Source organism: Anaerobacillus sp. QJM3NY_32 (assembly GCF_056173645.1).
In genome coordinates this window covers 1,717,424-1,735,277 of sequence record NZ_CM149684.1, presented here as the reverse complement: position 1 = coordinate 1,735,277, position 17,854 = coordinate 1,717,424, and the positions used below count along the sequence as shown (strand labels likewise).

Sequence of the window (17,854 nt, the reverse complement as noted above, 5' to 3'; positions counted from 1 at the left end):
TCGGTTAGTTTGTTTCGGTGGATTTTTTTAGTTGAGCCATGACGGAGCGATCTAATTTTGCAGCTGCTTCAGGATCATACGTTTTTTCATAGACAGGTTCAACGGACATTTTCGCACCATAAAACATCACATCTCGCACTTCTTTAATCTGAAGCGTAAACATCGTAAGCTTCAGCGGAACGTCCTGCATCCTCTCCTCCGCTAATGAAGCTCTACCGGTAATCGCATAGGTACTTTCGTTTCCAATTAGCGTAATCGAAACATGATCATTGGTCTGAATATTTGTCACAATTCTCGATTTCTGATCCACAGCGAATACGATAGTTTCACGATTGACAGCGTATAACCAGGAGATAGCACTAATATTGGGTCCTGTTGTTTCATAATCAATCGTTGAAAGAAGCGCATATTGTTCTCTCTTAAGTAACGTTAAAAGATCATTCGTTAAAGTTTGGTCGACTTTATTTGGCATGATATTCCCTCCATTTTATTACCTGTTATCTAACGCATTATACTGCAAAGGATACCGTTATTCATGCTATACTAGCAACATGGAATGAGAGGTGTAAAAGATGCGAGTAAAATGTGTATTATGTGATAAAATCGAAAAAATCGATAGCGGGAGTCCGCTTGCTAAAAAACTACGCAACAGACCGATCCATACCTATATGTGTGACACATGTAATGAACGAATTGAGACGCGAACAAAAGAACGTAAAGATACGGGGGAATTTAAATTATTCCACCAGGATGAATCGAACGATGAGTGGTAAAATAAAGCTTGGTCTACTGGCTGGAACGATTTCTGGGATTGCCCTCGGACTAATATTAAAGGTTATTCAATTCACTACTGGCAAACTCGTTTATACACTCCTTCTAAACATTGATTTCATACCGATTATTGGGAGCATAAACTGGCCAGAACTTATTGAATTTGTTTTTCATCTTATTATCTCCCTTATCATCGGTGTTGTTTTCAGTTTAGGGAGCTCAAGATTTTTCTCTAATAAGAAAGTATATCAGGCGATCTTTGCTTACGTATTAACTCTACCAACCGTTTTTCTCTATTTTCCTTTAACATACCTTGCTATCAAGCCCACTCCGGATCTCTTTGACCTCGTTGCGATTGGATACTGGACAATAGGGCACTTAATCTATGCAGCGATTTTGTTTGGTGTTTATGCCCTTAATGAGAAATAGCCTTGTGTTAAGAAAGACGTGCTTTCAGCACGTCTTTTTCTCATTCATTGGTTATACTTTGGTTCATTTTCAATCGAGGATAACAGCGCTTCAATTAATTCAGATGGAAATTTCTTCGAATCGCTTTCCCCATCCTTCACATAATTAACGACGTAGTATTCCTCAGTCACTTCCACAGATAAGTCCGCAACATTATGATCTTCTGTTAAGATGTCCATAAAAAAACTGCACGTATCTTGCGCTGCCTGATCATCCTTACGATGATCAGCGACAACTTTAATACTAAGCCAATTATACATCGTATCCTGAAGATTCAAAGTGTCCCTCCACCTTATGACATTACGCTTCTTTTTTCTTCGCTTGATTGAGTCGCACCTTATAAATAATTAATACGACAGCAGAAGCTACTAATCCTTCAGCAACCGGCAAACCGATTCCAAAAAAGGTTAGCGGAAAACATCCAATAACAAGAACAGCGTATACGATGACATTTTTTAGTAGAGGAAGTTTTTTGGCAAAGCCAAGACGATAGACAACAATACAAAGGATAACGATGATCGCATATAGCAAATAAAACCCCAGGGTCATATTGTCTTCAATGCCGACCAACTTAGCGAAAAATGATAAATCTTCCGATGCAATGGTAGGTTCCGTATTCATTTATTCACCCCCGGTATAAAAGCATAATAAAACAAACCATAAATAAAAGTAAACGATTTCTTCTCTCTTTTTAAAAAAAGCTATGTTACTAAAGGTTTCACTCAATTGAGCCGAAAATCGAGAATCAACAGTAAAGCCTAACATAGCTCTTTAAAAACCCCATACATAACTGGGAACATAGCTAAACAATAAAAAAACGATCCAAAAGGGATGCCCCTTTTGAATCGCATTAGACACCCTTATTGGGCTGTTTTTTTCTTTTTAGCGTTCTTTTCACGTTCGTTCTTATCAAGGATTTTCTTACGAAGACGGATTGAATCCGGTGTTACTTCGCAATACTCATCATCGTTCAAATACTCAAGCGCTTCTTCAAGAGTTAGAACGCGAGGCTTCTTCATAGAAACCGTTTGGTCTTTGTTGGCAGAACGCATATTCGTCATCTGCTTCACTTTAACGATGTTAACCGTGATATCATTCTCACGAGTGTGTTCCCCAACGATCATTCCTTCGTAAACTTCAGTACCTGGAGCTACGAAAATTGTACCGCGGTCTTCAACACCCATAATACCGTATTCTGATGCTTTTCCTTTTTCCATTGAAACAAGTACACCAGCACGACGTCCACCTACACGCCCGCTAATAAGAGGCATATACGTTTCAAATGTATGGTTAATAATACCATATCCGCGTGTTTGTGTTAGGAACTCAGTTGAGTAACCAATCAAACCACGAGCAGGAACCATGAATTCAAGGCGAACTTGGCCTGAACCGTTGTTTACCATGTTGACCATTTCACCTTTACGCTCACCAAGTGATTCCATTACAGAACCAGTGTAGTCTTCAGGTACGTCAATTTGAACGCGTTCAACAGGCTCACTTGCAACGCCGTCTACTTCACGTACGATAACTTCAGGTTTTGAAACTTGAAGCTCATATCCTTCACGACGCATGTTTTCAATCAGGATTGAAAGGTGAAGCTCACCACGTCCTGAGACAACCCATGCATCTGGAGAATCTGTATTCTCAACGCGAAGACTTACGTCAGTTTCAAGCTGAGCTCTAAGACGCTCTTCAATTTTACGACTTGTAATGTATTTACCTTCTTTACCAGCAAAAGGACTATTGTTTACAAGGAACGTCATCTGAAGAGTAGGCTCATCAATACGAAGAATAGGAAGTGCTTCCTGATGATCGTAAGGACAAACTGTTTCACCTACGTTGATTTCTTCCATACCAGAAACCGCTACAAGGTCGCCAGCTTTCGCTTCTTCGATCTCAGTACGCTTCAATCCAATGAAACCAAAGAGCTTAGTCACTCTGAATTGCTTCACTGTTCCATCGACCTTCATCAGGGCTACCTGTTGGCCAACCTTCATTGTTCCTCTGAACACACGACCAATTCCAATTCTTCCAAGATAGTCGTTGTAATCAAGAAGTGTAATCTGGAATTGAAGAGGCTCGTCACTGTTATCTAGAGGTGCAGGAATGTTATCAATAATTGTGTTCATAAGAACTTTCATATCGTCATCCTGTACTTCAGGATCAAGACTAGCTGTACCGTTGATTGCTGAAGCATAAACTACTGGGAAGTCTAGCTGATCTTCGTCCGCGCCAAGATCAATAAATAAATCAACGACTTCATCCACAACTTCTTCAGGACGTGCTGCAGGACGGTCAATTTTGTTAAGAACGACAATTGGTGTAAGCTTCTGCTCAAGAGCCTTCTTAAGCACGAAACGTGTCTGTGGCATACAGCCTTCATAAGCGTCAACAACTAGAAGAACGCCATCTACCATTTTCATGATACGTTCAACTTCACCACCGAAGTCGGCATGTCCAGGTGTATCCATGATGTTGATTCGTTTGTCTTCATAGTTAATTGCCGTATTTTTAGCAAGGATTGTAATCCCGCGTTCTCTCTCAAGGTCGTTCGAATCCATCGCACGTTCGCTTACTTGCTCGTTATCACGAAACGTTCCAGACTGGTGTAGCATTTGGTCTACCAACGTCGTTTTGCCGTGGTCAACGTGGGCAATGATTGCGATGTTACGAATATCTTCTCTTATTGCCATTAATTATTCTCTCCTCGTATTCTCGCCTTATTTCTGACGATAAACTCAATAACTAGACCATTATAACACAGATATCGCTATACGCGAAATTTCTCTTCTTTCACCAGCAACATGGTTATTGTACACTAGTACTATAAAGGGGGCTTTCTACATGAACAAGCATAATTTCCTTTTACTCTTAATGGCCATTCTAGCGGTTGCAAGCATGTGTGCAATCGGCGTATCTATAGCTGAACAAAGCTGGATCGGCGGGCTTCTTTCATTTATCGGAGTAGGTTTCTTTATGGGAATGGGCTTTCGTATTAAACGTAAAGCAGAACTATAAGATCACATGAAAAGAGCTGTTCAAGTAGAACAGCTCTTTTATCTATTTACCTTTCACCCATTTGGGTGGACCAAAATCAAATATTTTTTCCCCTCTTCTTCAATTCCGTATTGCTCGAATCCACACTTACCTAAAAAAAGACTCCATTCGTTCAGGTCATAAGGAATACCTGAAAAAACAACATCGTTTTTTTTACCTAATAAGGTGCGAATAACGCTACAACCAATACCCGACTTTCGCTTCATAGGATGAACGACAATTGTCCCTAACCATGGTTTTTGATTAGACGGTGCATCGTCAAGAACGGCCGTAATCGCTACCGGTAGATCGCCGTAGAACCATACATTAAACTCGCAGCCCATTCCTTCATATGTTTGTATGTATGAAATCATATCTTCGAATAATGGGATTCGATCAAATTCTGTAAGAAGCCATGTTTCGTCTTCTTGCGTCCAGTCAAAAAGAAGTTCAGCAATATTTTCTTGAGATTCAGGAGCTGCTAACAATCTCATCTTGAAGAAGGGGTTCTTAAGTAATAATTTTGATCAAGCGCAGGCTGAATGTATTCTTTTTGAACCTCAGTATGGAATAATTCAGTACCAGCAAAAATTGTATTCTTATCAAGTAAATCAATCTCTTTGTTATCAACTGTTGTACATATCCCTCCGCCTTCCTCGATTAACATTTTACCAGCAGCAAAATCCCACGGAGCAAGTCGCAGGGAAACATACCCATCAAGTCGACCGGCGGCTACGTACGCCAATTCAATAGCTGCACTACCATAAGAACGTGTTCCCCGGATTTTTTTTAGAAGTGGTGAGAACGTGCGAGGATCTATTCGATGATTTTCTGTTACCCAGGTCGCGTTTATAGCTAGAAGTGACTCTGAAAGGTTAGTCGTTTTCAATGGTTTGATTTTCTCATCGTTTAAATAAACTCCTGAACCTTTTTTACAATGATACAGTTCGTCCTTCGTAACATCATAAATAAACGCCAGTTTCCCTACTCCATCTTCGTATATTCCGATCGATATAGCGAAATTAGTTTGTTGATGAACGAAATTCATCGTTCCATCAATAGGATCTAAAAACCAAATTACGCCGTTCAACTGTTCTATATTATCACCAAAACCTTCTTCGCCCATGATTCGATGACTTGGATAACCTTCCTTAATTTTTTCAATAAAAAACTTCTCCGTTTGTTTATCAATGTCCGTTACGAGATCGTTTGGATTGCTTTTAGTATCAATCTTAAAGGAAGTTGTGAAGGAAGCCATGATCTCTTGACCCGCTTCTCGTATCCATCTGATTGCATCTTCATATACATTGTCCCAGTTTGTGTGCTGTGTCATGGTTCGATCTCCTTTTGCCTTAATTTTCTTTCTACCTCTTATTATGACAGGAAAAGAAGAAAAAACGAACCTTTTTGCAAGGTTCGCTTCATTAAGCTTCTAATCTGACCATTTCTTTTCGAAGCTCCTCTAGCTTCACTTTACATCTCTTCATTTCATCCTGATCACTAGCCGTCATTGCATCGTGTAGTGTTGCCAGCTCATAGTCAATTTCCATTCTCAGCACCGGGATCCGCTTCTCTGCCTCGTTTCTTTGCAATGACTGAATCACTTGTTTCATGGTAACCTACACCCCTCTCAAATTCGATTAAGCAGTCATAGTCATCAGATCCGGCTATAAGACGGAATATTCTGATATTTCTGCTTTGATTAATATATCTTATGCTTTACCTGTCGACTATGCAACCTCTTTATTTGTTTCTATTTTTCCTCTTTTTCGCACATTTCAAACCTAACATGACACACCAATCGTCATTTTATATGCAAATGTTCGGTCTATGTTACTATAAGAATATAAATTTTTTGTCGTATTGGAGGATAATATGTCTTTTAAAGGATTTACTCAAACTGATTTTCAATCATTCGAAATTGATGGACTTGAGGCTCGAATGGAAGCCATACAAGAGCGGATTCAACCAAAATTCGCTGCCATTAGCGAGGAAATTAAAAGCGATCTCGAGATTCTTGCTGGAAATGAGATGCACCTTCACATTGCTCGTCATGCAAGACGAACGAAGAATCCTCCCGTTGATACATGGATGGCGTTTTCGCATAACAAACGCGGGTACAAAATGCACCCTCACTTTCAAATCGGCCTTTTTGATGATCATGTCTTTGTATGGCTTGCATACATTTACGAGCTTCCAGGAAAGCCACAAATGGCTTCCTTATTTTTAGATCACTTAAATGAACTAAAGAAAGATATTCCAACTTCATATTGGATCTCTACTGACCACACTAAGAAAAAGGCAAGCCACCCCATCAAGGATAGTGATCTCGATAAAGTACTTACCCGCTTTAGAGATGTAAAAAAGGGCGAATTTCTAGTTGGCCGTCATTTTGCCAGTGACGACCCGTTATTGAATGATGGAGAGAAATTTATTAAAGAGGTTAAACAAACTTTTGAGACCTTAATGCCTATCTATCAACTTTCACTTCAAGCCACAAAATAAACCAGGGGATTCTCCCCTGGTTTTCATTTATTCATTTTTACTTTATCGCGTTCTGTTTCTCTTGCTTCTTTTACAACATGATAAGTTGAAAATCCTGTCTCTTTATCAAACTGTCTAAAGATTTGCTTTTCCTCTGATTTAGAGGGAACGACATCTTTAAATGCATGATAGCTACTAATCAATTCGCCCTTATGCACCCCTCTGTCATATGTTTGCTCAACTAATTGGAAAAAGTTTACAACTTTGATGACTTCTTCTTTACTCCAATCAATTGAAATAGGGTATTGTACTTCCATTTTCAATCTCCTTTCTCACTTTACCATTTTAATCGAATTTCGTTTGCTTCTTTATCCATACGATCAAATAACTCCGCTACTGAAGGAACATCATTGATCGCTCCCATAACCTGACCTGCCCAAGCAAAGCCTTCTTCTTCTTTTCCATCATATATAAATTTCCTGTTTGCTTTACCGCTTATGTATTCTTTAAGAAGATCATATCCTCCCTGATTTGCTTCAATTTGTAAAATCTCTTGAGCAAACACATTCCTAATAACTCTTGCAGGTGCTCCAATACTACGCTTAATAATCATAGTATCCGTTTCAGACCCTTGAAGCAAACGACGCTTGTAAACATCATGAGCATGGGTACATTCTTTTGTAACAATAAATCGTGTACCCATTTCAATTCCCTCAGCGCCAAGTGCGAGAGAAGCCATTAGCGCTCTTCCATCACCTATTCCCCCTGAAGCAATAACCGGAATAGACACAGCATCAACTACTTGAGGAACGAGTACCATCGTACCAATATCATCCTTTCCAAGATGTCCTCCACCTTCTTGCCCGACAACCATTACGGCAGTAGCTCCTAACTCTTCTGCTTTTACTGCTTGTCTTTTACTAGCAGTCAAAACAACAACTTTCACATTCGTTCCTTCTACCATATCAAATACCGGCTTAGGGTTTCCACCGGTAACCGAAATGATCTCCACTCCTTCTTCAATGGCTGCTTCAAGCATATCCTCAAAGGGTCTTCCATGTTGACCAATCGCAAAGTTCACTCCAAATGGCTGATCGGTGAGACTTTTAGTAAGGGCGATTTCTTCTTTAAGCTGTGTTGCTGACTCCATAGACATAGCTGTGAGCTGCCCTAATCCTCCTGCGTTGCTAACAGCAGCAGCTAACTCGTGATATGCAAGATAGGCGAGACCCCCTTGAACGATTGGTCTTTCAATACCTAATAACTGAGTAATTCGCGTATTCCACTTCATAATGAATCCTCTCCTTATGATAACCCATTTCGAGAGTTAGAAGTGATCTCCTCTTTTCTCTTCTAGGAACGATGCTTCCTTATATAGTTGATCGATAAGCATGGGTTTAAAATAAAACTTGCAAATTATCCCTCATGTGATTATACTCAGTTTGTTTAAGGAAGAAAGAAGTCCTATAACTAATGTTCTTCTTTTAAGCGTCATATCTGGCTATACAAAAAGTTCACTTAGACCAAACCCGCTTTCCACAAACTACTGTGGAGGGCTTTATCTAGTAACGTATAAGCTATACTACTGATTTCAAGATTTTCGGCTCATTCGATATAAAAGAGCAGACGATCTACAACGTTATTCATTTAACCAAAGTATAAATAAAGAGGTGCTGGATTTGCAACAACACGAAACACCATTGTTCACTGGTTTAGTAAACCACGCTAACAAAAACCCTATTCAATTTCATATACCCGGCCACAAAAAAGGCGCTGGCATAGATCCTGAATTTCGTTCTTTCATAGGCGAAAACGCCCTGTCAATTGATTTAATTAACATTCAACCACTTGATGACCTCCATCATCCACACGGTATGATTAAGCAAGCACAGGATCTAGCTGCTGAAGCTTTTGGCGCTGACGCAACCTTTTTCTCTATTCAAGGTACAAGCGGTGCAATCATGACAATGGTCATGACTGTATGTTCACCAGGAGATAAAATTATTGTCCCGAGAAATGTTCATAAGTCTGTTATGTCTGCAATTATTTTCTCCGGCGCAACACCTGTATTTATTCATCCGGAAATTGACCCTAAGCTTGGCATCTCCCACGGCATTACTCCTATAGCCGTTAAGAAAGCATTAGAACAGCACCCTGACGCAAAAGGTGTCCTTGTCATTAACCCCACCTATTTTGGTATATCTGCTAATCTTGAAGAGATTGTCACGATTTCTCATGAGTATGACGTTCCTGTATTAGTTGATGAAGCTCACGGTGTTCACATTCACTTCCACGAGCGACTGCCCGTTTCAGCTATGCAAGCAGGTGCAGATATGGCAGCTACAAGTGTGCATAAATTAGGGGGATCAATGACACAAAGTTCCGTCCTTAATGTAAAAGAAGGGCTTGTTTCTGCAAAACGCGTCCAAACCATTATTAGCATGCTAACAACTACTTCCACTTCGTATATCCTTCTTGCTTCTCTTGACGTTGCAAGAAAAAGATTGGTCATGGATGGATATGATTTAATTGAACGCTCCATACAACTTGCAGAAGAAGCGCGAAAGCAAATAAATGATATTTCTCCTCTATATTGTGTTGGGCAAGAAATCCTTGGAACGAACGCTACTTACGATTATGATCCAACGAAATTAATCATTTCTGTTCATGACCTTGGAATTACTGGTTATGAAGCTGAAGTTTGGCTTCGAAAAGAAGCGAACCTTGAAGTAGAGCTCTCTGATTTGTATAACCTATTATGTATTGTAACTCCTGGCGATACCGAGGAAACAACCACCGCTCTTGTTCATGCTCTAAAAGACATGGTAGACGCCTTCAAAGAGACAGAAGGTTCAATCACTAAAAAGTTTGATGTTCACGCTCCAGATATCCCGATTCTAGCTGTTTCACCTCGAGATGCTTTTTATTCTGAAACAGAGGTGATTCCATTTAAAGAATCGGCAGGTCGTGTCATTGCAGAATTTGTGATGGTTTATCCACCCGGAATTCCAATCTTCATCCCAGGTGAAATCATTACAGAAGAAAACTTAACATATATCGAAGAAAACATTGAAGCTGGACTACCGGTTCAGGGGCCTGAGGACGACGAATTAGTTCACATTCGGGTCATTAAAGAATATAAAGCCATTAAATAAGAGGCGGCCAATTGGCCGCCTTTTTCTTTGCTATATACGTTATTTTTTATCTTTTTTATTGCATTCCGGGCATCTGCTATAAAGTGTACTTACCTTCTCTTCATGTACGTGATCAATTGTTTTTTCGCAAGTTTGGCAAATGATAATACCCATTCTCAACACCCCTTAAGTTAGTTTTGAAAACGCTTCCGTTTCGCTTAACTTCATAATAGTGTGTCACAATTGTTTTGTCAACACTATATTGTATATCACATTATATTCTTTTTGTGTCCAATATGTGTGGATGAACGACCAATTGTCAGAATACAATTTACACTGTACACTTTATTATATGACGATGGGAGGAATGATCATGCCTTAAAGTGCTTACTTAAAACCAAAAACGGAAGATGAACTATCACTTGATCATATTAAAAGCTTACTTTCCTACTACATGGACATAACATCCAAAACCGGAGAGCAACTTTCTTGGTCCTATAGTGAGTCTGCTTTCCCCTATACTTTGATTGAACAAGTGGATGGAGACATTTGGTTTTATTTAAAAGGAAAACAAAGTGATTATCGGATGATTATCATCGGTTTAGTAGACAGCAAACTTCAGATTGTTCTACCAGATCAATCCACTCACGGTGATAAAGCGAAAGCGAATGAATTATGTAAATTTCTTGCAAATAAATTACAGGCCGATCTTACTCTCTTCAACGGTAGAACAATGTATTACGCAAAAAAATAAACAGCCAAATGGCTGTTTATTTTTGTAAAGGTTCAATTTCTTCCGGATCAATTAAGTTATAATCTTTATCTCTTAATCCTTTCACAATATCTCCTAATGCAGCAGCTGTCCAATCACGGTCATGCATAAGTAAGTTTGCCCCATTTTGAAGTAGCGGTGAATTTACCATAATGTCTTTGATTGCAGCTTCACTTTGATATTCCTTTACCCAGTCATAGCCATATGTCCAATTCATTACGAGCATGCCTTCTTCTTCGGCTAATGACTTCGAAAAGTCAGTATTAGATCCAAAAGGTGCTCTAAAGAACTTCGGCTTTTCTCCAATTACTTCTTCTATCATTTCATTTACCTTCAATATCTCTTCTTTTTGCTCTTCTTCTGATAATGTTTTGAGATCAGCGTGCGTCATCGTATGGTTTCCTATTTCAAAGCCCATATCATAAATTTCTTTTAACCTTGCTTTTTCTTCATCTGTATCAATAAAATGACCGTTAATAAAGAAAATGGCAGGAGCATCTAGTTCTTTTAACGTTTTTGCCATTTCTACGGCATTCGTATCTGGAGCATCGTCAATTGTAAGTAGAACCGCTTCAGCAGGTGCATCATTTATCGGTTCAAAGCCCCAAAAAGCTTCGTTAAGTCGATATTCAGGCTTTACTTCTTCTGCAGTAGCTTCTTCTTCTTTCTGATCCTCTGACTCAGCATTACCTGCCGCGTCTGAATCTGTTTCTTCCTTATTTGTTTCTTCGTTTGTTTCTTGTTCATTTGAAGCTTCACTATTATTTGCTTCATTCGTTGATGCTTCTGAATTTTCTTGTGAACCAGCATTTGTTGAACACGCAGCTACAAAAAGCAAAAGCGCTAATGTCATCCATTTCAATGTGTTTGTCATTTCTCTCTCCCCTTATCTAGTCTCATTTCATCATATACGAATTCATGAACAGTATAAAGAGGAAATTGTCACAAATAACCAACTATCTACCCATCTATTTTTCAACTATTCCGACTTCCTTTCTGACATGGTTTTTCCCTTTACAACGTTTAAAACAACAAATATACTAGACAACGTGTCTTTTGCTTGACTTGTCCTGAAGCCTGTTAATAAAAGGGAATAGGGCGCTTACCTGCATAGTTTTGGTATCGACAGGTAACATTGAGTACACATACATTTTATTTCCTGTGTATAAAAGTGCTTTCAGATGACAGTGCTATTTTTTGGAATTATTTTAGAAAGGTGATGATGAAATTTGAATAAGCTTACAGCAGTCTTTGTTATCTCTGTACTTCTGTCTCTAATCTTTATTTCTTGGGGTACGATTTCTCCTGAGTCATTAGATTCGACTACAAGCTCACTTCAAAGCTTTCTTCAAGTGAAGTTTGGATGGTTTTATTTATTAGCAGCGTCAGGCTTTCTTATCTTTGCGATTTATCTTATCTTTTCGAAGTATGGAAGACTTCGACTTGGTAAAGAAACCGATGTACCTGAATATAACCTAATTACATGGTTTGCTATGCTTTTCTCAGCCGGAATGGGAATTGGACTTGTATTCTGGGGTGTAGCAGAGCCGATGTTCCACTACTATGATCCTCCAGCTGGGGCAGCTGGTCAGTCAGATGAAGCAGCGCGACTAGCCTTTCAATACAGCTTCTTCCACTGGGGACTTCACCCGTGGGGAATTTACACAGTCGTTGCTCTCGCACTTGCCTTCTTTAAATTTAGAAAAGGTGCGCCAGGCTTAATCAGCGCGATTTTCTATCCGATTCTTGGAGAACGTGTAAATGGACCAATTGGTAAACTAATCGACGTTATTGCTGTCATTGCGACTGTATTTGGTGTCGCGACGTCCCTTGGCTTTGGTGCTTCTCAAATAGGCGGAGGAATTTCCTATTTAACTGGCATTGAAAATTCGTTTACAACACAGTTAATCATTATTCTTATTGTAACTGTCCTCTATATGATCTCTGCTTCAACGGGGATTTCAAGAGGGATTAAGTACTTAAGTAATACAAACATTGTCCTAGCGATCTTGCTCATGTTCTTCCTGTTATTCGCAGGACCTACAAACTTTATTATGGACCTCTTCACATCTACACTTGGATCTTATATTCAAAACCTACCAAGTATGAGTCTCCGTATGAGACCTTTTGAAGGGTCGTCTTGGATCCAGAGCTGGACAATCTTCTATTGGGCATGGTGGATTGCCTGGGCGCCATTCGTTGGAACATTTATTGCTCGAGTATCAAAAGGTCGAACGATCAGAGAATTTGTTCTTGGTGTCCTTTTAGTTCCGACAATCTTTGGTGGATTATGGTTCTCCGTATTTGGAGGGTCAGCTATTTCACTTGATATGGCAGGAACAGGTATTTACGACATTATCAATAACCAGGGTATGGAAGTTGCGCTATTCGCTGTACTTGAGCAATATCCACTTGGAACAGCCATGTCGATTATTGCCATTTTATTAATCAGCACATTCTTTATTACTTCAGCTGACTCAGCAACATTCGTCCTTGGAATGCAAACGACGAACGGAAGCATGAATCCTTCCACCAAAGTGAAATTAACTTGGGGTGTGATTCAATCATCTGCTGCTGCAGTTCTGCTTTGGTCTGGAGGATTAGGAGCTCTTCAAACGGCTTCTATCATCGCTGCATTCCCGTTTGCTATTATTATAATAGGAATGATCATTTCTCTCGTTAAAGCCTTTAAACAAGAGAAAATACCTCCTAGACCACCTAAGAAAGATGATCCAAAATCATAAAACACTAAAAGCGTCCTACCCTCTTGGTAGGACGCTTTTTCATTTACCTTCTATCTATTATATTAATGAAGGTTATCGATAACATTCATTAGTCAGCTTAATTTTTAAATAGTTACGTCCATCAAATTAAATGGTATAGATAGATAATGATGAATGCCAGAGTAGAAGAAAAAGAAATCAAATAGATAAGCTCTCTTCCTCTTCTAACCATTTGAACAGAAATCGTACAAATAAGATAAAGAAAAACTAAAAATAATAAAATCTTAAATCCAATATGATCTCGAGGAGAATAATAAATAAGTTGAAAAAAACCAAACCAGATCAAAAGCTGAATGCAAATAACTTTTCCATACATAGAACAGCACCTCCGCATAATACAAGTGTCCTATTCTCAAATGTATGTGCAAGTAAATCTCCTAATCGCTTCATTTCTATATTTAGTTTCCAATAAAGAAAGAAAACTGAACATACCTAATCCATTCGTTTATATTTATGAATGTGGTCCATTTCCAACCTCTATTAACTAATAAAAGCAATTGAATCCACTTAAATGAATCATAAAATTATCATGAGCGGGACTGCTCATTCTCCATATAAAAACTCCAGAGACTCTTGTCTCTGGAGTTTTTCAATTAATTATTAACCAATGTGAATTGGAGTACCTAGAGCTACTTCAGCAGCTTCCATAGTAATTTCTCCAAGTGTTGGGTGAGCATGAATTGTAAGCGCAATGTCTTCAGCTGTCATACCAGCTTCGATTGCAAGACCAAGCTCAGCAATCATATCAGAAGCGTTAGGACCAGCAATTTGAGCGCCGATCACTAGGCCATCTTCTTTACGAGTGATAAGCTTCATAAATCCTTCACTGTCGTTAAGAGACAATGCACGGCCATTAGCACCGAATGGGAATTTAGATGCTTTCACATCGAATCCTTGATCTTTTGCTTCTTGTTCAGTGTAACCAACTGAAGCGAGTTCTGGGTCAGAGAAAACAACCGCTGGGATTGCAAGATAGTCAATCACAGAGTTTTCACCACTGATCGCTTCTGCAGCTACTTTACCTTCGTAAGAAGCTTTATGAGCAAGTGCAGGACCTTCTACGATATCACCAATAGCATAGATGTTATCGAAGTTTGTACGACACTGCTTGTCAATCTTCACAAGACCTTTGTCCGTCATTTCAACGCCAAGTTCTTCAAGACCGATTTCATTTGTATTAGGCTTACGACCAACTGTAACTAGTACATAATCAGCGTCAAACGTCTGCGTTTCACCTTTGATTTCTGCTGTTACTGTTACGCCGTCTTCTGTTTCTTCAACGCCTTGTGCAAGAGCTTGAGTAATGATTTCTACATTACCTTTCTTCTTAAGACGACGAGAAACAAGAGAGCTCATTTGTTTTTCGAATCCAGGTAGAATTTGCTTCGTACCTTCAAGGATTGTTACTTCAGTACCGAAGTTTGCGTACACAGTACCAAGTTCGATTCCGATGTATCCTCCGCCGATAACAACCATTTTCTTAGGAACTTCGTCAAGTGCAAGTGCACCAGTTGAAGAAATAACGCGCTTGCTCCATTTGAAGCTTGGAAGTTCGATTGGGCGAGACCCTGTTGCGATGATGCAGTTGTTGAATGTATACGTTTGAGAGTTCTTTTCGTCCATGATACGAACTGTGTTCTTATCGACGAAATAAACTTCACCGCTAACAACATCAACTTTATTTGATTTCATAAGTCCTGCTACGCCGCCAGTAAGCTTGTCAACAACAGAAGACTTCCACTCCTGAACTTTCTTCATGTCAACGCTCACGTTCTCAGCAGTGATTCCGATATCATCGGAATGCTTTGCAGACTCATATTTATGAGATGCATTAATCATTGCTTTTGAAGGAATACAGCCGACGTTTAAGCAAACTCCGCCTAGAGTTCCTTTGTCAGCAATGGCAACTTTCTGACCAAGCTGTGCTGCACGGATTGCAGCAACATATCCACCTGGTCCAGCTCCTACTATAAGTGTGTCTAATTCGATTGGAAAATCTCCTACTACCATATTATTACGCCTCCATCATTAAGAGTTGTGGATCGTTCAACAGACGCTTGATGTGGTTAAGAGCAAGTTGTGCTGTTACGCCATCAATAAGTCTGTGGTCGTAGCTGATCGATAGAGCAAGAACAGGTGCTGCAACGATTTCTCCGTCGATAACAACTGGCTTCTCCTCAATACGACCAATACCAAGAATAGCAGCATCCGGGTTATTGATGATTGGTGTAAACCATTGACCACCAGCAGAACCCAGGTTAGAAATAGTACATGTGCTACCTTTCATATCGTCCCCTGATAGTTTACCATCGCGAGCTTTTTTAGCCAACTCATTAATTTCAGATGAAACATTAAGAAGTGGCTTACGGTCTGCTTCTTTCACAACTGGAACAACTAGTCCAGCGTCAGTGTTAGCAGCGATACCGATGTTGTAGTAATGCTTGTGTACGATTTCGTCAGTAGAATCATCAATAGATGCATTCAACATTGGGAATTCGCGAAGTGCAGAAACAAGTGCTTTTACAACGTATGGAAGGTAAGTTAGCTTCACATCTTTGTCTGCAGCATATTGTTTGAACTTCTTACGGTGAGCAACAAGATCTGTTACAACAATTTCATCCATGTGAGTTACGTGTGGAGCAGTATGCTTCGAGTTAACCATTGCTTTTGCAATTGCTTTACGCATACCTTTCATCTTCTCACGAGTTTCTGGTTGTGCAGATGCTTGTGGCTGTGCTGATGTAGTAGAAGCTTCTTGCTTCGCTTCAGCTTTTTCTTCTGTCGCTGCTGGAGCTTCAGAAGCTGTTTCGCCTCCACCATTCAAGTGAGTGTCGATATCTTCTTTCACAACGCGACCATTCTTACCAGAACCAGATACTTTCGAGATGCTTACGCCGTTTTCACGAGCATACTTACGTACTGCTGGCATAGCGATAACTCGCTTAGTAGGATCTGTTTCTTCGTCATCTTCAGGAAGTGGTTTTGATCCAGCGCTGTCTTCTTTCGCTTCTGATTTAGCTTCTGCTTTAGGAGCTTCTTCTTCAGCTTGTGGCTGTTCAGCTGTTGGTTCTTCTTCTGCATCTTCATAACCTTCTGCGTCGAAAGTGATGACTACATCTCCAACAATAACAGTTGCACCTTCTTCAGCGTGAACTTCTTTAACTGTTCCGTCTACTGGAGAAGGGATTTCAACAACAGCTTTGTCGTTTTGTACTTCTGCAAGAATATCGTCTTCTTTTACTTCATCTCCGGATTTAACAAACCATTTTACGATTTCGCCTTCATGGATACCTTCACCGATATCCGGCATCTTAAATTGAAATGCCACGGGACTTCGCCTCCTAATTGTAGAAAAATTTTGCTCATATAAGATCTGAAGCGAAGCGCATAGTGCGGCTTCACTTCATGTTTTTTTATAAAATGTTAATTAGAAATTAACTACTTGTGTAGCTTTTTCGATGATGTCAGTGTGATCAGGAAGCCATACATCTTCAGCAGCTGAGAATGCGAATACAGTATCAGGTGCAGCTACGCGAAGAACTGGTGCTTCAAGGCTTAGGATTGCGCGGTCGTTGATTTCTGCTACAACGTTAGCTGCAATTCCTGCTTGCTTTTGTGCTTCTTGAACAACAATTGCACGGTTTGTTTTTTCAACAGAGGCAATAATTGTATCGATATCGAGCGGGCTAACCGTACGAAGGTCGATTACTTCTGCACTAATGTCGTTCTTTTCAAGCTCTTCAGCAGCTTTAAGAGAAGCCTGAACCATCGCACCGTAAGTTACGATTGTGATGTCAGTACCTTCACGTTTTACTTCAGCTTTACCAATTTCAATTGTATATTCTTCTTCAGGAACTTCCTGACGGAAAGAACGATAAAGCTTCATGTGCTCAAGGAAAATAACTGGATCGTTATCACGAATCGCAGAGATAAGAAGTCCTTTTGCATCATAAGGGTTTGAAGGGATAACGACTTTTAGTCCTGGCTGTTGCGCCATTAGACCTTCAAGGCTATCCGCGTGAAGTTCTGGTGTTTTAACGCCGCCACCAAATGGTGAGCGAACAGTAATCGGCGCGTGGAAAGAGCCGCCTGAACGATAACGAAGACGAGCCATTTGACCGGAAATAGCATCCATTACTTCGTATACAAATCCAAAGAACTGAACTTCTGGGACTGGACGGAATCCAGTAAGTGCAAGTCCGATAGACATACCACCGATACCTGATTCAGCAAGCGGAGTATCGAATACGCGATCTTCGCCAAATTCCTTTTGAAGTCCTTCTGTCGCACGGAAAACGCCGCCGTTTTGACCTACGTCCTCACCGAATACGAGTACGTTCTCGTCATTTTTCAACTCCGTACGCATCGCATCAGTGATTGCTTGAATCATTGTCATTTGCGCCATA

The 17,854-nt window shown here is 39.9% G+C and carries 21 protein-coding genes and 1 pseudogene; 7 read left to right on the top strand and 15 right to left on the bottom strand.

Translation table 11 applies throughout. From position 1 onward, the window contains the following. Positions 1-4: 4 nt before the first annotated feature. Positions 5-472, bottom strand: coding sequence for a pyridoxamine 5'-phosphate oxidase family protein (locus tag AC0VYH_RS09330; protein WP_475373701.1), 468 nt, complete (start codon positions 470-472; stop codon positions 5-7). A 100-nt stretch (positions 473-572) separates the two neighbouring features. Here AC0VYH_RS09330 and AC0VYH_RS09325 point away from each other — a divergent pair, with 100 nt between their 5' ends. Together AC0VYH_RS09325 and AC0VYH_RS09320 are read left to right on the top strand one after the other, a co-directional pair. After that, positions 573-773 carry a YlaI family protein gene (locus AC0VYH_RS09325; protein ID WP_194221287.1) on the top strand — a complete coding sequence of 67 codons (201 nt, stop codon included), beginning with the start codon at positions 573-575 and terminating at the stop codon, positions 771-773. Beyond that, positions 763-1,200, top strand: a complete 438-nt coding sequence (locus AC0VYH_RS09320) for a hypothetical protein (RefSeq protein WP_430247078.1) — start codon at positions 763-765, stop codon at positions 1,198-1,200. Before AC0VYH_RS09325 ends, AC0VYH_RS09320 begins: the two co-directional genes overlap by 11 nt. 44 nt (positions 1,201-1,244) lie before the next feature. Here the strand turns inward: AC0VYH_RS09320 and AC0VYH_RS09315 are convergent, their stop codons facing one another. From AC0VYH_RS09315 to typA, 3 genes are all read right to left on the bottom strand, one after another. Next, the gene (locus AC0VYH_RS09315; protein ID WP_430247077.1) at positions 1,245-1,517 is read right to left on the bottom strand and encodes a hypothetical protein; all 273 of its coding nucleotides are present in this window, start codon (positions 1,515-1,517) and stop codon (positions 1,245-1,247) included. Positions 1,518-1,539: 22 nt separating this feature from the next. Next, positions 1,540-1,860, bottom strand: coding sequence for a YlaH-like family protein (locus AC0VYH_RS09310; protein ID WP_194221285.1), 321 nt, complete (start codon positions 1,858-1,860; stop codon positions 1,540-1,542). Positions 1,861-2,099: 239 nt separating this feature from the next. Further along, entirely contained in the window at positions 2,100-3,932 is a 1,833-nt protein-coding gene (typA, locus tag AC0VYH_RS09305) for a translational GTPase TypA (protein WP_194221284.1), read from the bottom strand. Positions 3,933-4,083: 151 nt separating this feature from the next. On the opposite strand from typA, the gene AC0VYH_RS09300 reads away from it, so the two are divergent. Beyond that, positions 4,084-4,257 carry a DUF5325 family protein gene (locus tag AC0VYH_RS09300; protein WP_194221283.1) on the top strand — a complete coding sequence of 58 codons (174 nt, stop codon included), beginning with the start codon at positions 4,084-4,086 and terminating at the stop codon, positions 4,255-4,257. Between the two features lie 53 nt (positions 4,258-4,310). Here AC0VYH_RS09300 and AC0VYH_RS09295 read toward each other — a convergent pair whose 3' ends face one another. From AC0VYH_RS09295 to AC0VYH_RS09285, 3 genes are all read right to left on the bottom strand, one after another. Continuing rightward, the gene (locus AC0VYH_RS09295; protein ID WP_475373700.1) at positions 4,311-4,769 is read right to left on the bottom strand and encodes a GNAT family N-acetyltransferase; all 459 of its coding nucleotides are present in this window, start codon (positions 4,767-4,769) and stop codon (positions 4,311-4,313) included. Beyond that, a complete protein-coding gene (locus tag AC0VYH_RS09290; RefSeq protein WP_430247074.1) occupies positions 4,766-5,608 on the bottom strand; it encodes an inositol monophosphatase family protein in 843 nt (280 codons plus the stop codon). Before AC0VYH_RS09290 ends, AC0VYH_RS09295 begins: the two co-directional genes overlap by 4 nt. A gap of 91 nt (positions 5,609-5,699) precedes the next feature. Beyond that, positions 5,700-5,888: a hypothetical protein gene (locus AC0VYH_RS09285; RefSeq protein WP_194221280.1), complete on the bottom strand. Its 189-nt coding sequence runs from the start codon at positions 5,886-5,888 to the stop codon at positions 5,700-5,702. A 262-nt stretch (positions 5,889-6,150) separates the two neighbouring features. On the opposite strand from AC0VYH_RS09285, the gene AC0VYH_RS09280 reads away from it, so the two are divergent. Next, entirely contained in the window at positions 6,151-6,780 is a 630-nt protein-coding gene (locus AC0VYH_RS09280) for a YktB family protein (RefSeq protein WP_475367219.1), read from the top strand. A 23-nt stretch (positions 6,781-6,803) separates the two neighbouring features. Here AC0VYH_RS09280 and AC0VYH_RS09275 read toward each other — a convergent pair whose 3' ends face one another. Then, a complete protein-coding gene (locus tag AC0VYH_RS09275; RefSeq protein ID WP_475367218.1) occupies positions 6,804-7,076 on the bottom strand; it encodes a UPF0223 family protein in 273 nt (90 codons plus the stop codon). Between the two features lie 20 nt (positions 7,077-7,096). Further along, positions 7,097-8,050, bottom strand: coding sequence for an NAD(P)H-dependent flavin oxidoreductase (locus AC0VYH_RS09270; protein ID WP_475373699.1), 954 nt, complete (start codon positions 8,048-8,050; stop codon positions 7,097-7,099). Between the two features lie 388 nt (positions 8,051-8,438). On the opposite strand from AC0VYH_RS09270, the gene AC0VYH_RS09265 reads away from it, so the two are divergent. Further along, the gene (locus tag AC0VYH_RS09265) at positions 8,439-9,914 is read left to right on the top strand and encodes an aminotransferase class I/II-fold pyridoxal phosphate-dependent enzyme (RefSeq protein WP_430247070.1); all 1,476 of its coding nucleotides are present in this window, start codon (positions 8,439-8,441) and stop codon (positions 9,912-9,914) included. Positions 9,915-9,953: 39 nt separating this feature from the next. On the opposite strand, the gene AC0VYH_RS09260 is transcribed toward AC0VYH_RS09265, so the two are convergent. Then, positions 9,954-10,067 carry a GapA-binding peptide SR1P gene (locus tag AC0VYH_RS09260; RefSeq protein WP_098443236.1) on the bottom strand — a complete coding sequence of 38 codons (114 nt, stop codon included), beginning with the start codon at positions 10,065-10,067 and terminating at the stop codon, positions 9,954-9,956. Between the two features lie 235 nt (positions 10,068-10,302). Here AC0VYH_RS09260 and AC0VYH_RS09255 point away from each other — a divergent pair. Next, positions 10,303-10,647 (top strand): annotated as a pseudogene (locus AC0VYH_RS09255) (DUF1885 family protein); the annotation flags it as partial. Positions 10,648-10,663: 16 nt separating this feature from the next. Here the strand turns inward: AC0VYH_RS09255 and AC0VYH_RS09250 are convergent. Continuing rightward, positions 10,664-11,539 (bottom strand): polysaccharide deacetylase family protein, encoded by an 876-nt coding sequence (locus AC0VYH_RS09250; protein ID WP_475373698.1) that lies wholly within the window; start codon positions 11,537-11,539, stop codon positions 10,664-10,666. A gap of 355 nt (positions 11,540-11,894) precedes the next feature. On the opposite strand from AC0VYH_RS09250, the gene AC0VYH_RS09245 reads away from it, so the two are divergent. Further along, positions 11,895-13,409: a glycine betaine uptake BCCT transporter gene (locus AC0VYH_RS09245; protein ID WP_475373697.1), complete on the top strand. Its 1,515-nt coding sequence runs from the start codon at positions 11,895-11,897 to the stop codon at positions 13,407-13,409. 121 nt (positions 13,410-13,530) lie between these two features. On the opposite strand, the gene AC0VYH_RS09240 is transcribed toward AC0VYH_RS09245, so the two are convergent. The 4 genes from AC0VYH_RS09240 to AC0VYH_RS09225 all read right to left on the bottom strand — a co-directional run bounded on the left by AC0VYH_RS09240 (position 13,531) and on the right by AC0VYH_RS09225 (position 17,853). Then, on the bottom strand, positions 13,531-13,764 hold the full coding sequence (locus tag AC0VYH_RS09240) for a hypothetical protein (protein ID WP_194221273.1): 234 nt from the start codon (positions 13,762-13,764) through the stop codon (positions 13,531-13,533). A gap of 284 nt (positions 13,765-14,048) precedes the next feature. Continuing rightward, positions 14,049-15,458, bottom strand: a complete 1,410-nt coding sequence (gene lpdA / locus AC0VYH_RS09235) for a dihydrolipoyl dehydrogenase (protein WP_430247066.1) — start codon at positions 15,456-15,458, stop codon at positions 14,049-14,051. A 4-nt stretch (positions 15,459-15,462) separates the two neighbouring features. Beyond that, the gene (locus tag AC0VYH_RS09230; RefSeq protein ID WP_475367215.1) at positions 15,463-16,776 is read right to left on the bottom strand and encodes a dihydrolipoamide acetyltransferase family protein; all 1,314 of its coding nucleotides are present in this window, start codon (positions 16,774-16,776) and stop codon (positions 15,463-15,465) included. Between the two features lie 99 nt (positions 16,777-16,875). Next, positions 16,876-17,853 carry an alpha-ketoacid dehydrogenase subunit beta gene (locus AC0VYH_RS09225; protein WP_159782242.1) on the bottom strand — a complete coding sequence of 326 codons (978 nt, stop codon included), beginning with the start codon at positions 17,851-17,853 and terminating at the stop codon, positions 16,876-16,878. Position 17,854: the final 1 nt, after the last annotated feature.